The organism is Pseudomonas sp. SORGH_AS_0211 (assembly GCF_031453455.1).
Classification (GTDB): domain Bacteria; phylum Pseudomonadota; class Gammaproteobacteria; order Pseudomonadales; family Pseudomonadaceae; genus Chryseomonas; species Chryseomonas aestiva.
In genome coordinates, this window is record NZ_JAVIZV010000001.1 from 3596159 (window position 1) to 3609467 (window position 13309).

A 13309-nucleotide genomic window follows, 5' to 3' on the forward strand; every position below is an offset into this window, starting at 1 on the left:
ACCTCAGGGATCGGGATTCTGATTGGAGAAGGTACGCCAGGTCTGGCGCTCGGATGGCTTGGCCAACGGCACGCCCCCAATGTTGCCACCGCCACCGCCGCTACCCCCTTGTGACCCATCGTTGCTGCCCGGCAGGAGGGTACCGCCCACACTGATAGGACCATCGCCATACACAAATGCGTTCAGTCCGCTCAGCAGTCCGGCCATCTGCAGGCGGGCGTAGCGGAGCTGGCTGCCCAGTTGCAGGTGATTGGTCCCGCCACCCGTGTAGGGGTCCACTGCATAAAGATAGGTAACGGCGCCCGAATCGCAAGGATTGTCATTGGGCACCAGGGCCGCGGCGAGCAGGGTATCGGCCAGGTAGAGCGGCTTGGTGACGATCATCTCCCCCGTCGACGGCAGATTGAGGTACCAGCCGTACTTGCCGGTCCTGTTGCTGTCGCCGTACCAGTCCACCGCGTTGGTGCTCAGGGTATTGGCCGTCGTGGTGACCGAGACCTGGGCCGTGCTCGTATAGGTAAGTTGAGTGTCGCTGCCCAGGGTCTGCACCTGCAGATTGGCCGTGGTGAGGGTCGGCGTACTGTCGGCAGCCTTGCCTGCGGTCTGGCGGTCCCAGATGCCATACAGGCTCATGGCCTTGCCGGTGACGGCGGTGGCGTCGCCAGTCTCCAGGTACTTGCCGGTGCCGAAGATCAGCAGATGGCCAATCCCCGAGGGATGCCGCAACAGGCGCGGCGCCGCGGTGATGGCCTGGACCTGGTTGGCGTCACCACTGGTGTAGCGGGACGCCCGGGCGCGATACAGGGGTGCACCACCAAAGGCGACCTTGAAGGCGCTCGCGCTGGCATTGGCCTTGAGCTCGCTGCCGATCAGATCGAAGCGCCAGAGATTGCCGTGCAGGTCGCCCGCGTAAACGTAGTCGGCGACCAGATCACCATCGACATCGGCCACCGTCGGCGCAGCCAGGCCATTGGGCGTGGTCAGACCATCGTTGGGCTCGGGCGTGAGCGCGGCGATGCGCTTGCCGGTCATCACATCCAGCGCATAGAGCACCGCCTTGTCGTTGGCGCCGTTGTAGCCATTGGCCAGTAGCACTGCCCAGCTGCCGGTATGCAGCCGGGCAACTACCGGCTGGCTGTAGGTCAGGCCCAACTCGCCGAAATCCGCATCATTGGCGCTGCGCTCCCAAAGTACCTTGGGAGCATTGGGATCGGTAATATCGAGGGCGAACACTGCCCTGCCACCGCCACGCAGGGTACCGATCAGTACGGTGTGCCATTCTCCGTCGTAGACGTCCTGCACCACTGGCGCGCCATCGACGTAGAACTGATGGGTACTGCCGGTATAACTCGGATCGGCAAGCTTGTGGAGATTGGGGATGACCGCAGTGGGGACGAAGGCGAAAGCCTCGTCGCCGTTGTCGTCGAAGGCATGCAGCATGCCGTCGTTGGCACCGACGTAGATCCGCGTGGCCCGCTTGGCCCATTTCTGCTGGAAGGCGCTGTAGCTGCCGGCGGCGCCGAGCGCATTCATCCTGGCAGCGGGACTGCTGGGCGCGCTGACCAGCGCCGGTGTCGAATCGATGATGTCGCCGAGCAGATGGTTGCGAATGCGCAGGGCCGGCGTGGCCGTCTGGCTCTCCTTGCTCCGATCGCCAAGCAGGTAGTTGAGCCGCGCCTCGCCATAGCTGTCGCGGGTACCGTTGGCGTTGCGGTTCAGCGCCGTCTTCTGGTCGTCGCTCAGGTTGCCCCACAGGAACGGCTGCAGCACACCGCCGATGCTCATGTACACCTTGCGCGCGGCAAAGCCGCCCGCGCCATAAGCCGCGTCCAGACGACTCTGGGCACTCCAGACCTTGGTAGTGCTCGTCGAGGTGCGCAGGTACTTGGCAAGGTCGCCGCTCCAGTCGCTGCTGGAGAAACTGGGCACATAGCTGTAGTTGGAACTCTGGGTGCTGTCCAGCAGCGGTGACGAGGCCTGGCCGGCACTGGCCGTATTGGTCTGGGCGATACGATTGACCACCTGATTCAGGGAGTCGACCAAGCCATTGGCATCGTCGGCGCTGAAGAAGTCGCCGCGGGAGTTGATCGCCGCGTGCCAGAGGTCATAGACGTTGTTGTCACTGTCGCTGCTGGCGGCGGGCCAGCTCATGGTCGGGCTGTAGCCGCCGGCGAAGGTGCTGCCGCCCCAGGCCGGGTTGGTCAGCGACGAACTCAGGCCGAAGCCAACGGTATAGGTGACCAAATGCTGCCAGGTCGCCGGATCGTTCTTGGGATTCCAGTACTGGGTATCGGTGTTACTGCTAGGGTCGCGAACATAAGGCGAGAGCTTGTCCGAGATCCCCGGCTGGGCATCGGTCGCCCAGTATTTGAACGCCAGGTCGGCCAGGGTATTGCTCGCGCTATCGGTAAAAGGCGCCCGCGGCGAGTACCTGGTGCCATCCGGAAGCGTCTGCCCACTGCCATCCACGTTACCGGCACCGATATTGTCCGAATTCCACTTACCATCGGTCATCATGATCTGATAACTCGGGCGGCAGGCATATTCGGGACTCTGGGTCACCCCGGGGTCCTTGGCGTAGGGAGCGTCCCTGCCGCTGGTCTGCAGGAAGCGTCCGGCACGATCCAGGGCGCTGCGCAGCGGCGTGCCGGTATTGAAGTTGATATCGCCCAGCCACCGGAAGAAGTTGGCCCGCGCCTGGCCATCGAAGGTGCGCAGCTGGTTGCTGCCGCGGTAGCTGATGCCTGAGCAATCGGTGCCGGAGTTCAGGGTGGTGCAGTTGCTCAGGTCCTGCCAGGTCAGCCGCACCGAGCTGGAAAATTGCGAGAAGGCCAGGTTGGCCGACGACTGCATGCTCAGCGCGCGATTGCGATAGAAGGCATACCAGATGGCGAAGTTCTGCCGATCGGCCGCGGAGGTAGGATTTACCAGTGTATAGCAGTCTTCATTCGACGTCTGGCAGTTGGGATTTCCCTTGTTGAACGTGTAGTAATAGGCTGGAACCCCCGCCTCGGTCCTATCGTTCCACCAGACATAGAAATCCGCTCTGGGATTTTCTGCCAGGTAGTAGATGGTGCCGGTAGCGCCACCATAATTGGTCCCGGCGTTGTAATTCGTGTCCTGGCCACGAGCGGTGTCGTATTCCCAGGCGACGCGATAGTCCCGGCTCAGATCCACGGTGCCGGCCCCGGGTCGGAAGCCATTCACGTATACCCGGGTGAAATCGAAGCCGGTGCCGCTGCTGACCGGATAGTCCGTGGTCGTCAGAACCCCATTGCTGAAGGTGACCTTCTTCGGTACGGCATAGCTCACCGCCGGGTTGTAGTAGAGCGCATTGAAGGCCGCCGACTTGACCCGCCGCGTGGTGCGCAGGCCATTGGCGCTGTAGCCCAGCGAATCCGGAATGAAGCCCCACTTCATGCTGTTGGAGTTGTCCAGCGTGACGATGATATTGGGATCGACGCCGGTACTCAGGAACAGCGGTTGCTGGCCGATGTTCAGGTTGCTGGCGCTGACGCTGGCCGAGGCAAGCAGGGCGGCCGATAGCGCCATACGGAACGAAAGCTTCATTTCACCTCCAGCTTGACGATGCTCTGCAGGATGACCGGGAAACGCGCCCCACCACTACGCGCGACGGCGGTTACCCGGTAGTAATAGGTCCCACGCCCCTGGTACACGTCACCTAGATCACCTTCCGGACCACCCTGCATGGCAGTCACTACCCAGCGCGGCGCCAGGCGATAGCGGGACTGGCCATCGAAGCCGCGATAACCCACGGAGTTCGCTGCAGGTACAGGCTCCATGGTCTGCAGCGCAGCCTGCGCCCACGTCTGCACCTTGGCCTGGGTGTCCAGATCCTTGCTGTCGCTGAGGATGCACAGATTCTCGACGGTGGGCGCCAGGACAGTCGCACTGGTCGTGCAGGAGTCGAAGCCACCGCTGGCATTGCTGAAGGCCTGGGTCCCCCGCAGGGTGCTGAGCCGCCGTTCGGCCTCGCGCAACGCCGATTCGGCGGCGTTGTAGGCGCGTTTCTGTTCGGAGACGTTGCCACCCACTCGGTTCTGCAAAGTGGTCTCGCGCATGCTGGTGACGGCCAGCAGGGTGAGCAGCAGGAGCATGACCAGGGCGATCAGCAGCACCGCGCCCCCTTGGTGCCGGGGTGAACGGGACTTCATGGCATCAGATTCCGCAAGGTGACGCTGCCCTGGACGATCTGCAGCACCTGGGTGCTGGCGCCCGCGGGCAATTCGCGCCCGGTGAGGGGCTTCCAGTTGGCGGCCATGGCATTGGCCATACCCTCGGTGGGTACGGCACGACTGGAAAACAGCGCGGCATAGCGCACCGCCTGACTCGCCTGGCTGGGGGTGGGCAACGTGAACCAGACGAAATCCGCCAAGCCGGCGACGATGATCTGGGCCGGCTTGCCCTGGGCGCTGCATTGCAGGGTACCGCGGCCAAGGGCGCCAGCGGGATCGGCGACGTAGCTGATCCGGGTCAGCACCTCGGTGCCGTTACCGTTGGTATCTTCGGCGATGGGATTGCCCAGGCAGTCGCTGTCCTTGCCCTTCGTCTCACCCTGGTAGCGCAGGCACAGCCCGGTCTTGTCATCGGTCAGGGCGATGGCCTGGCCGCTGCTCATCGCCGGACAGCCGTTGGTAGCGGGACGCGCGGCAAAGGCGGTCTCCAGAGTCGTCTGCAGGGTTGGATTGGCCCGAAAGCCCGCGCGCGCCAGTTGCTGGTCGAGCAGCAGCAGCGCGGTCCGACCGTTTTCCTCGTTGCTGACCTGGCCTTCCTGGAACAGCGCGTGTCGCTTGTTGTTCAGGTACAGCTGGGTCACCGCCAGGATGAGAAAGCTGCTCAGGGTCAGGGCCACCATCAGTTCGATGATGGACAGGCCGCGCTGCGCCCTCATAACTCGCCCCTCAGGGTGTAGAAGCACAGGCCGCCACTGCAGCCGGCGCTGTTGCCGGTATTGTCCTGCCAGGCGAGGACGATCATGACCATGGAGGCATCGGGTGACACGCAGGCATCGGGGTCCGCATAGGGCGCCGCGCTGCCCACCTGCGGCGGCTGGCGCGTCGGGCATACCGCGAAATTGGCCTTGAGGATGGCATCGCTGACTGGCAGCAGCGTCCGCACCTGTTGCAGCCAGCAGGTCAGATCCTTGCCGGCGATGGTCTCCCCGCCCTGCCCCCGAGCGAGGGTGGCACAGGAGCCATCGGCTGCCTCAAGGGCCCGGGTGGTGAAGTCCTCACCGACCGGCTTGGCATAGGTGCTGTCGATGCTGAACCGACCTTTGCTGTCCAGGGCGGCCCCGGCGTTGCTGCGCATCAGCTCCAGCAGGTCGCCGGCCAGCATGATGGCGTTGTTGCGCTGGATGGCATCCTGGGACAGCACCAGGCTGCGCGACTGCAGTGCCACCAGTCCCAGCACGCCGATGCAGATGATCACCAGGCTGACCAGCACCTCGATCAGGCTGAAGCCTGCCTGGGAAGGCTCGCGTCTCAGCTGCATCCGGTGCTCACTGATGTCGGCGTGAAGTCGGCCACTTCGGTATGGCCACCCTGGGTGACGGTGAGGACCTTGCCCGGGGTGCTCCTGTCGTTGCTGGCGCAGAGTCGGATGGTGAAGGCACTCGCCAGGGTGCCGTTGGGCCTGAAGGTCAGGCGCGTGGCGGTCCCGGTGCTGTTGAGGCCGCTGGGCGCCAGGCCGGTGCCCTCGAAGGTCCTCAGGATTTCCATGCCACCGGTCACTGTACTGCTGGCGGTGGTGACCTTGAGCGCCCCGGACCAGTTGTTAACGCCGGGGGCCTCGACGCTGACGTTGAGCCCCCGGGTCAAGGCCTCGCTCCGGGCATAGGTGAGCAGATTAGTCAGCTCATTCGTGGCCACGAGAACGCGATTGGCTCTCGTCATGGCGCCGAAGCCGGGTGTTGCGATGGAGACCAGAATCGCCACCAGCGCCATGACTATGAGCAATTCGGTAAGAGTGAAGCCCGCAGCCTTCTGCATGCCAGGTCTGCCTTGTAAGTGACGGAATGGCAAGGATGCTGCACTCAAGCGGGCTGTAAATCAGCAATAGCGGGATATTCGGCCATCCTGGCGGGATGACTGGAAGGGGCCAGCACGAGCGAAACGAAGGCCTGCAGCACGGCAGATTGCTTTGCAAAATGTAAATAAAGCCAGCTATCGATATGTTATCTAAGCATCTGTTTCCCGCCCGTATGCTCTGAAACGCGGGTCTTGATCGGCTGCCCCCTGGCAAAGGTCAGACTCTTGAATAGAGACGCCTCATAGCCCGCTGACCCTTGCCTTCCCTACCCTCCCCTGTCTGCCTCCCACCGCTCCCAGCGTTCTACTTGTTATCTGCCGACCTCAGCTATGCCAGGAAGTACGCCGCTGTGTATCTGGCCAAACCCATTAATTGAACGAACAAATAATAAAATGATATTTAAATTGAAAGAACGAACAATCAAAAACAATTAAAACTACCAACTTCTCATCCAGGCGAGATAACGCCAGACATAACTAGCCAAACACGGTGCTATTGTTCTAAAACGGTAACGATCCTATCTGTAGCAGCCGTCACGCCTGGCTTGCAGCCCCTGGACACAAAGGCGAAAGAGCCACTTTCAATCCGCCCGACGAAATAGCGAAGCGCCTGTATCGACCCACAGACTGCACTTATCACCCTCGGACGCCGCGCCAAATCCGCTTCGTAACGCCGCTGCTTTCATCTACCGACAATGACAAGGCCGCTATGCACGACTCGAAGAAAATCGATTATTCGCTGAATACTGCCGATAGCTCCGCACCGCACTCCGCGCTGGACAATGCCGCCATCATTTCCGCCTACCGGCGCTGGGCCAATGTCTATGATCGGGTGTTCGGCGGCGTTTCCGCGCCGGGCCGCAAGCGCGCGGTGGCGGCGGTCAACGCCCTGGCGGGTACCCGGGTCCTGGAAGTGGGGGTAGGGACGGGGCTGGCCCTGCCTCACTACGGCGCCGACAAGCGCGTCACCGGCATCGATCTCTCGCCCGACATGCTGGCCAAGGCCCGGGAACGGGTCGGCCGCGACGCCCTCACCACGGTGGACGCCCTGCTCGAAGCCAATGCCGAGGACACCGGCCTGCCCACCGGCTCCTTCGATATCGCCGTGGCCATGTTCGTGGCGTCCGTGGTGCCCAACCCGCGCAAGCTGATGCAGGAGATGCGCCGGGTGGTGAAGCCGGGCGGTCATATCCTGCTGGTCAATCACTTCCAGGCCGAGAGCGGGCTGCGGCTGCTGGCGGAAAAGGCCCTGGCACCGGCCTCGCGCAAGCTTGGCTGGCACCCGGACTTCGCCATGGACTCCATCCTCTCCCGCGAAGACCTGCGCCGCGCCAGCCGCAGCAGCGTGCCGCCCTTCGGGCTGTTCACCCTGGTGCAGCTGACCAACGACTGACGGCTACTCCAGGCGAGAACTACTCCACGCGATAGCCACGCCCCGCCAGACAGGCCGCCAGTGCCTGGCGGAACCGCTGGGTAAGATAGGGATCGGCGACCGCGCCGGGTCGTTCGGGATCGAAGCCCGACTCTCCGGCGGCGTAGCGCCGACAATCGTAGCGATCCGTGGCGTAGCGCTGCGGCGACTGTCCCTGCAGGGGATAGGCGGTGACGTCATAGGCGTCGTAACCCGTTCCTGCAGGCGCTGCCGTCGTGGTCGGCACGGCCGCTACGCTGGGATCGGCGACGGTGACGAAGCCGCCGCCCGGATCGGTGCGGTAGTAGCTGCCCGCGGCGAAGTAGTAGGTGGTGCCGCCCATCCACAGGGTCTCGGCGAAGGCCGGCAGAACGCTGACGCGCACCCCGGTCGGCGGCAGGGTCACCACATAGCGCGGCCCCTGGGGGCGATACCAGTAGCCGTCGGCATAGTAATACTGGCTGTCCCGGTACCAGACGCGGGTGAAGCCGGCCGGCACGCCCGGCACCTCGAAACCCGGTCGCCACTGGGGATTGGCGCCCCAGCCGGGGCGCGGACCGGCCCAGTGGGGATCCCGCTCCGGACGCGGTGGCGGCGGCGGGTAGTTCCGTTCTGGTTGGTCGGGCGCCGGCATCATGTAGCCGGGGCGCGGCACGGGGACGGGTCGATCCTGCCAGGCCGGCTGATAGCCCGGCCGCGGTGGCGGGGGGGCGTTGCGCTCCCAGCGCTCCAGGGCCGGACCATTGCCGCGTCCAGCACCGTCGCCACGCCCGGGCGGGCCACCATTCCAGTCACCCTGACCGCCGCCCTGCCAGCGTCCGGCATTGCCTGGGGGCATGACCGGTGGCGGCTGGGCGCCCGCCGGGGGCGTGACATAGCCGCCGCCGAGGCGATAGTTGTTATCGGCCCAGGCGGGCGCGGCGCTCCACAGGGAAACGCCGGAAAGGACAAGCGCACACAGCACGGCAGGCGACTTCATCGCACGGCTCCACGAGGGGATGACCCAGAGTACCCCAAGGCTTGGACCCTGCCCCAGCCTGGCTGTTAGCTGCGCGCCCAGCTGCCATCGAACGGCCACTGCAGGGTGCCGAGAGATCCGGGGCTCGCAACGACGGAGCGAACACCCCGGCCTGCAACCATCGCAGGCTTCGGGCATTGCCGGGGCCGATCCCTGGAGGTAGCGGGGAAGTTTCTGCCCCTCTGTCATCGCACTTCTAGCGGTCCGCTCGGGTCTATGGCCCCACGCAAGGAGGAAAACACATGTCGAAACACCATCATCACGTTGGCTGGTTCAAGCGCCGCCATGAGGTAAAACCGGACGACCTCACCATCGTCGACAATTCCCTGGTCAAGCGCGCCGTCGGCGCCGCCGCCCTTGGCAATGCCATGGAGTGGTTCGATTTCGGCGTCTATGGCTACCTGGCCGTAACGCTGGGCAAGGTCTTCTTTCCCGACGGCGATGCCGCGGCCCAGCTGATCGCCACCTTCGCCACCTTTACCGTGGCCTTTCTGGTTCGCCCCATCGGCGGCATGGTCTTTGGCCCCCTGGGTGACAAGTACGGTCGCCAGAAGGTGCTGGCGCTGACCATGATCATGATGGCCCTGGGCACCTTCAGCATCGGCCTCATCCCCAGCTACCAGAGCATCGGCATCTGGGCGCCCGCCCTGCTGCTGCTGGCGCGTGTGGTGCAGGGCTTCTCCACCGGCGGTGAATACGGGGGGGCGGCGACCTTCATCGCCGAATACGCCACCGACAAGACCCGCGGACGCATGGGCAGCTGGCTGGAGTTCGGCACCCTCGCCGGCTACATCGCCGGCGCGGGAACGGTGACGGCACTTACCGCGGCCCTGACCCAGGAACAGCTGCTCGACTGGGGTTGGCGCGTGCCCTTCTTCATCGCCGGCCCGCTCGGCCTGCTCGGCCTCTACATGCGTCTCAAGCTGGAAGAGACCCCGGCCTTCAAGGCCCATACCGAGGCCAACGAAGGCAAGGCGGCGGACGGCCCGGCGCACAGCCTGCGCGAGCTGTTCACCCTGCATCGCGTCGCCCTGCTCAAGTGCATCGGCCTGGTGCTGGTGTTCAACGTCACCGACTACATGCTGCTGACCTACATGCCCAGCTACCTGGCCGTGACCATGGGCTACGCCGAGACCAAGGGCCTGCTGCTGATCCTCATCGTCATGGTGGTGATGATGCCGCTCAACATCCTCGGTGGCTTCTTCAGCGACCGCCTGGGCCGCAAGCCGATGATCATCGGCGCCTGCCTGGCGATCCTGGTCCTGGCGATTCCCTGCCTCAAGCTGATCGGCAGCGGTCACGACTGGCTGATCTTCCTCGGCCTGATGCTGCTGGGCATGGCCCTGGCCTGCTTCACCAGCACCATGCCGTCCACCCTGCCGGCGCTGTTCTACACCCCGATCCGCTACAGCGCCCTGTCCATCGCCTTCAACATCTCGGTGTCGCTGTTTGGCGGGACCACCCCGCTGGTCACCGCCTGGCTGGTGGAAAAGACCGGCGACCCCCTGGTGCCGGCCTACTACATGATGGCCGCGGCGGTGATCGGCATCCTGACCATGCTCACCGTGCGCGAAACCGCCGGCCAACCCCTGCGCGGCTCGCCGCCCTCGGTGGCCAGCGAAGAGGAAGCCCGGGAATTCCTAGCCAGCGACGCGCCCCTCACCGTGGACAAGCAGCCGCCCGGGCAGGCCTGAGCATCGCGGCCATGGGCCGCTCCTACAGGGGTATCCGTACCGGTAGGAGCGGCCCATGGCCGCGATCGAATAGCCTCCAAAGCAGCGGCAGCATCGGCGGACCGCCATGGCCGCGCTGCTCTTCCCCCCTTACCAAACCTTCCCCCAATGCCCCTGTCCCCCCGGAGAGGGCCGGGGTGAGCACCAGCCCCCACCACATCCTGCCCAAAAGAAAAGGGGAGACCTTGCGGCCTCCCCTTGAATTCGTTGTCCTCTCGCACCGCTCGTGACGGTGGCTGCGATCGACCAGGAATGGTGACCTGGGCGGGCCCGGGCGGCGCGGACGGGATACCGTCGTTGACGATGCGAAAGGCCCTCCTGGGGCGCCTTCGTTGGACAGCTCTACCGGGCTATCGAAGTTGAGTTCAGCTTACGCCCCTGCTGCCGGCAGCGGGTTGCGTTGTGCAGCTTCTTTCCTACCTCTTGCGCAATCCCTGGCCATAAACCTAGGATTAGGCGCAATCGGCTAGCGCAAGGCACGCAAAGTGGACAAACTCGATCGCTTCGATCTGAAAATCTTGGCAGAACTGCAGCGCGACGCGCGCCTCTCCAACCAGGAACTGGCCGAACGCATCGGCCTGTCGCCCTCGCCCTGCTCGCGACGGGTCAAGCAACTGGAAGACAGCGGCTACATCACCCGCCAGGTCGCCCTGCTCGACCGCAAGAAACTTGGCCTGTCGCTGACCGCCTTCGTGCTGATCGGCATGGACAGGCACACCCCGGAGCGCTTCGAGAATTTCCAGGCCATCATCGCCCAGTGCCCCGAGGTGCTGGAGTGCTGCCTGGTCACCGGCATGGATGCGGACTATCAGCTCAAGGTCGTCGTGCCCGACATGGAGCACTACCAGCAGCTGCTGCTGGGCACCCTGACGCGCATCGAGGGCGTCTCCAGCGTGCGGTCGAGCTTTGTGCTCAACCAGATCCTGGCCAGTACCGAACTACCGCTCAACCACCTGCGGCCCTGAGCGCGGCGCGGCGTCGACGCCGGCTTCGAGAAAACGCGGCAGCACCAGCATGTGCGGCACGGCGAAGGCGGCTAGCACGGCGAACAACGCGCGGATGCCGGTACGCTCCTGCAGCAGGAACACCAAGCCACCGGCCAGGGCAAACAGCGCAGCGCCCAGCAGGATCGGCCACGTCAGGCGCAGATAGGCCTTGAAGGTGGCCGTCCCCAGCAAACGTTGGCGCACCCCGGTCTGGGGCGCGGCGTGCAGCAGATAGAAGCCCAGGGCGAACCCCACCAGGGGCGGCGCCAGCACCACGGCCAGCAGCGTTACCGCCAACCTGGGGCAACGCTGCTGCCAGGCGGCCAGCAACAGCACTGGCAGCGCGAGCAAGCCACCCATGGCGAGTACACGGGCCAGCCAGTCTGCGAGGGCCAGAGCGGCAGCCGGCCCCATGGCCAGGGCCAGCAACCGGGCGACGGCGGCTTCGTGCACCACCGCCGGACCGCCAATAATGAACAGCCCCAGGGCCAGCGAAGTCAGCCGATCGGGAAACAGCTCGTCTTCATGAGCGAAGTGCCAGGCCGAGAGCAGCAGGAACAGCAGCAAAGCCGCCGTGCCTGCCAGTTGCCAGCAGAGCAGACAGGCCAGGGCCGTCGCCAGATAGCAGCCCAGAAAGGCAAGGCGCCGCGCGGGCGCGACCAGCCGCAGATCGCTGGCGCCATGCAGCAGGCCCAGACCCAGGCCTACCGCCAGGGCATAGGCCAGTTGCCCGGCCCCGCCCGCCAGGCTGACGAGCCCGGCGGTTAGCACCAGCGCCAGCCAGCCTCGCCCGGTGGCCGTCATGCTCAGACGCCGGGCCGCGCCAGGGCCGCCTTGAGATTACGCTCGGAGGTAAAGGCATAGACCACCTTGGCCAGCACATCGAGGATCAGGAAGATCCAGACCGTGGCCGTGTCGCTCACCGCCCAGACACCTTCCGGCCCCACGGCGAACACCACCGGGTAGATCAGCCAGAGCACGCTGAGGAAGCCGACGTTCTTGCGATAGGCCGCGCCAATCGCGGCGTGCTGCCCAGCCAGGGTCGCCAGCGGCTTCCACAGCAGATAGAGCACCCCGACGAAGGCGGCGCAGGACCAGGCGAAGAACACCCACTTGAGGGTGCCGTAGGGTGCCAGGGACGCGACCAGGCCGGTCACGATCATCACTACGTCGAGGGTCACGATGGAGGCCACGAAACCCGCCTCGCCTTCCTGCTCACGGGCACCCAGATAGGCCGAACTCACCACCCCGGCCAGCAGCAGCGGCGTGGTGAAGGTCCAGTCCAGGTAGCGGGCGACGTAGGTGATGCTGCCGTCCGGCTTGATCAGATTGCCGACCCCCAGGTACATGGCCAGATAGGCCGTGGCGGCGATGAAGGGCACGGCGGCATGGACCAGGGTATGGCCGCGCAGCGGACCGCGGTGCGCACCCTTGGCATAGATGGCCAGCGAGGCGAGCGACATGATGACGAAGCCGAGCAACAGGGGGGTCTGACTCATGGGGTTCTCCAGGGGGACGAGAGGTGCGCAGTGACGGCCAGGTCCTCTGGAGTAGGGGTTTCTCGGCGACCGCTGCGCTTAAGGTAGAGAAGTCGCCGCGAGAGTTGGTTCAAAATGTTTCAGCGGTCTGCGAGCCACCTTGCCCTTGACCGGGATCAAGATGTCCGCCGCATCGCCCAGGCAAGCTGCGCCGTTTCTTGCCCGCCCAGGAATCCGCATGCTGCCGGCCCAGAACGTGATGCTGAGCTACGGACGCTGCTGCGCCAGCCCCGCCTTCTTCGATGATTTCTACCAGCGCTTCCTGGCCAGCTCGCCCCGGGTCCGGGAGAAGTTCGCCCATACCGACATGGCCGCGCAAAAGCTGCTGCTGCGCCACGGCATCATGAACCTGGTGCTGGTGGCCCGCGGCATGCCCGCCACCAAGCTGCGTCAGCTAGGCGAAAGCCATTGCCGCGCACGGCTGGACATCGACCCCGCACTCTACGATCTCTGGGTCGACTGCCTGCTCGCCACCCTGACCCAACATGATCCTGACTTCTCTCCAGCGCTGCGCCAGGAATGGCAGGAGGTGCTGGAGGCAGGGATAGCGGTGATGCGCAGCTACTACTGAGC

12 protein-coding genes are annotated in these 13309 nt (G+C 64.9%); 4 read left to right on the forward strand and 8 right to left on the reverse strand.

Annotated elements, in window-relative coordinates; all coding sequences use genetic code 11:
• Positions 1–3: 3 nt before the first annotated feature.
• From QE393_RS16665 to QE393_RS16685, 5 genes are read right to left on the reverse strand one after another with little or no spacing between them, the layout of a single operon-like run.
• The gene (locus QE393_RS16665; RefSeq protein ID WP_273808963.1) at positions 4–3570 is read right to left on the reverse strand and encodes a pilus assembly protein; all 3567 of its coding nucleotides are present in this window, start codon (positions 3568–3570) and stop codon (positions 4–6) included.
• On the reverse strand, positions 3567–4175 hold the full coding sequence (locus QE393_RS16670; RefSeq protein ID WP_273808962.1) for a PilX N-terminal domain-containing pilus assembly protein: 609 nt from the start codon (positions 4173–4175) through the stop codon (positions 3567–3569). Before QE393_RS16670 ends, QE393_RS16665 begins: the two co-directional genes overlap by 4 nt.
• Complete coding sequence (locus tag QE393_RS16675; RefSeq protein ID WP_310044766.1) at positions 4172–4912, reverse strand: prepilin-type N-terminal cleavage/methylation domain-containing protein; 741 nt, start codon at positions 4910–4912, stop codon at positions 4172–4174. The genes QE393_RS16670 and QE393_RS16675 overlap by 4 nt, the downstream gene beginning before the upstream one ends.
• On the reverse strand, positions 4909–5514 hold the full coding sequence (gene pilV, locus QE393_RS16680; protein WP_273808960.1) for a type IV pilus modification protein PilV: 606 nt from the start codon (positions 5512–5514) through the stop codon (positions 4909–4911). The genes QE393_RS16675 and pilV overlap by 4 nt, the downstream gene beginning before the upstream one ends.
• Positions 5505–6011: a GspH/FimT family pseudopilin gene (locus QE393_RS16685; protein ID WP_310044767.1), complete on the reverse strand. Its 507-nt coding sequence runs from the start codon at positions 6009–6011 to the stop codon at positions 5505–5507. Before QE393_RS16685 ends, pilV begins: the two co-directional genes overlap by 10 nt.
• 748 nt (positions 6012–6759) lie before the next feature.
• Here QE393_RS16685 and QE393_RS16690 point away from each other — a divergent pair.
• Positions 6760–7443 (forward strand): class I SAM-dependent methyltransferase, encoded by a 684-nt coding sequence (locus QE393_RS16690; RefSeq protein WP_273808958.1) that lies wholly within the window; start codon positions 6760–6762, stop codon positions 7441–7443.
• A gap of 19 nt (positions 7444–7462) precedes the next feature.
• On the opposite strand, the gene QE393_RS16695 is transcribed toward QE393_RS16690, so the two are convergent.
• The gene (locus QE393_RS16695) at positions 7463–8440 is read right to left on the reverse strand and encodes a DUF6515 family protein (RefSeq protein WP_310044768.1); all 978 of its coding nucleotides are present in this window, start codon (positions 8438–8440) and stop codon (positions 7463–7465) included.
• A 281-nt stretch (positions 8441–8721) separates the two neighbouring features.
• Here QE393_RS16695 and proP point away from each other — a divergent pair, with 281 nt between their 5' ends.
• Together proP and QE393_RS16705 are read left to right on the forward strand one after the other, a co-directional pair.
• Complete coding sequence (gene proP / locus QE393_RS16700; RefSeq protein WP_183633305.1) at positions 8722–10173, forward strand: glycine betaine/L-proline transporter ProP; 1452 nt, start codon at positions 8722–8724, stop codon at positions 10171–10173.
• A gap of 524 nt (positions 10174–10697) precedes the next feature.
• On the forward strand, positions 10698–11177 hold the full coding sequence (locus tag QE393_RS16705; protein ID WP_064309082.1) for an Lrp/AsnC family transcriptional regulator: 480 nt from the start codon (positions 10698–10700) through the stop codon (positions 11175–11177).
• On the opposite strand, the gene QE393_RS16710 is transcribed toward QE393_RS16705, so the two are convergent.
• Positions 11151–12002, reverse strand: coding sequence for a Brp/Blh family beta-carotene 15,15'-dioxygenase (locus tag QE393_RS16710; protein WP_273808955.1), 852 nt, complete (start codon positions 12000–12002; stop codon positions 11151–11153). The two genes, QE393_RS16705 and QE393_RS16710, sit on opposite strands and share 27 nt — an antisense overlap.
• 2 nt (positions 12003–12004) lie before the next feature.
• A complete protein-coding gene (locus tag QE393_RS16715; RefSeq protein WP_273808954.1) occupies positions 12005–12697 on the reverse strand; it encodes a bacteriorhodopsin in 693 nt (230 codons plus the stop codon).
• A gap of 217 nt (positions 12698–12914) precedes the next feature.
• Between QE393_RS16715 and QE393_RS16720 the strand changes: the two genes are divergently transcribed.
• The gene (locus QE393_RS16720) at positions 12915–13307 is read left to right on the forward strand and encodes a globin domain-containing protein (protein WP_310044771.1); all 393 of its coding nucleotides are present in this window, start codon (positions 12915–12917) and stop codon (positions 13305–13307) included.
• The last annotated feature ends 2 nt before the right edge of the window (positions 13308–13309 follow it).

Coding starts and splice junctions, on each gene's coding strand:
- QE393_RS16720 (WP_310044771.1), top strand. CDS start 12,915: ATGCTGCCGGCCCAGAACGTGATGCTGAGCTACGGACGCTGCTGCGCC.
- QE393_RS16670 (WP_273808962.1), bottom strand. CDS start 4,175: ATGAAGTCCCGTTCACCCCGGCACCAAGGGGGCGCGGTGCTGCTGATC.
- QE393_RS16685 (WP_310044767.1), bottom strand. CDS start 6,011: ATGCAGAAGGCTGCGGGCTTCACTCTTACCGAATTGCTCATAGTCATG.
- QE393_RS16675 (WP_310044766.1), bottom strand. CDS start 4,912: ATGAGGGCGCAGCGCGGCCTGTCCATCATCGAACTGATGGTGGCCCTG.
- QE393_RS16690 (WP_273808958.1), top strand. CDS start 6,760: ATGCACGACTCGAAGAAAATCGATTATTCGCTGAATACTGCCGATAGC.
- QE393_RS16715 (WP_273808954.1), bottom strand. CDS start 12,697: ATGAGTCAGACCCCCCTGTTGCTCGGCTTCGTCATCATGTCGCTCGCC.
- pilV (WP_273808960.1), bottom strand. CDS start 5,514: ATGCAGCTGAGACGCGAGCCTTCCCAGGCAGGCTTCAGCCTGATCGAG.
- QE393_RS16710 (WP_273808955.1), bottom strand. CDS start 12,002: ATGACGGCCACCGGGCGAGGCTGGCTGGCGCTGGTGCTAACCGCCGGG.
- QE393_RS16695 (WP_310044768.1), bottom strand. CDS start 8,440: ATGAAGTCGCCTGCCGTGCTGTGTGCGCTTGTCCTTTCCGGCGTTTCC.
- proP (WP_183633305.1), top strand. CDS start 8,722: ATGTCGAAACACCATCATCACGTTGGCTGGTTCAAGCGCCGCCATGAG.
- QE393_RS16665 (WP_273808963.1), bottom strand. CDS start 3,570: ATGAAGCTTTCGTTCCGTATGGCGCTATCGGCCGCCCTGCTTGCCTCG.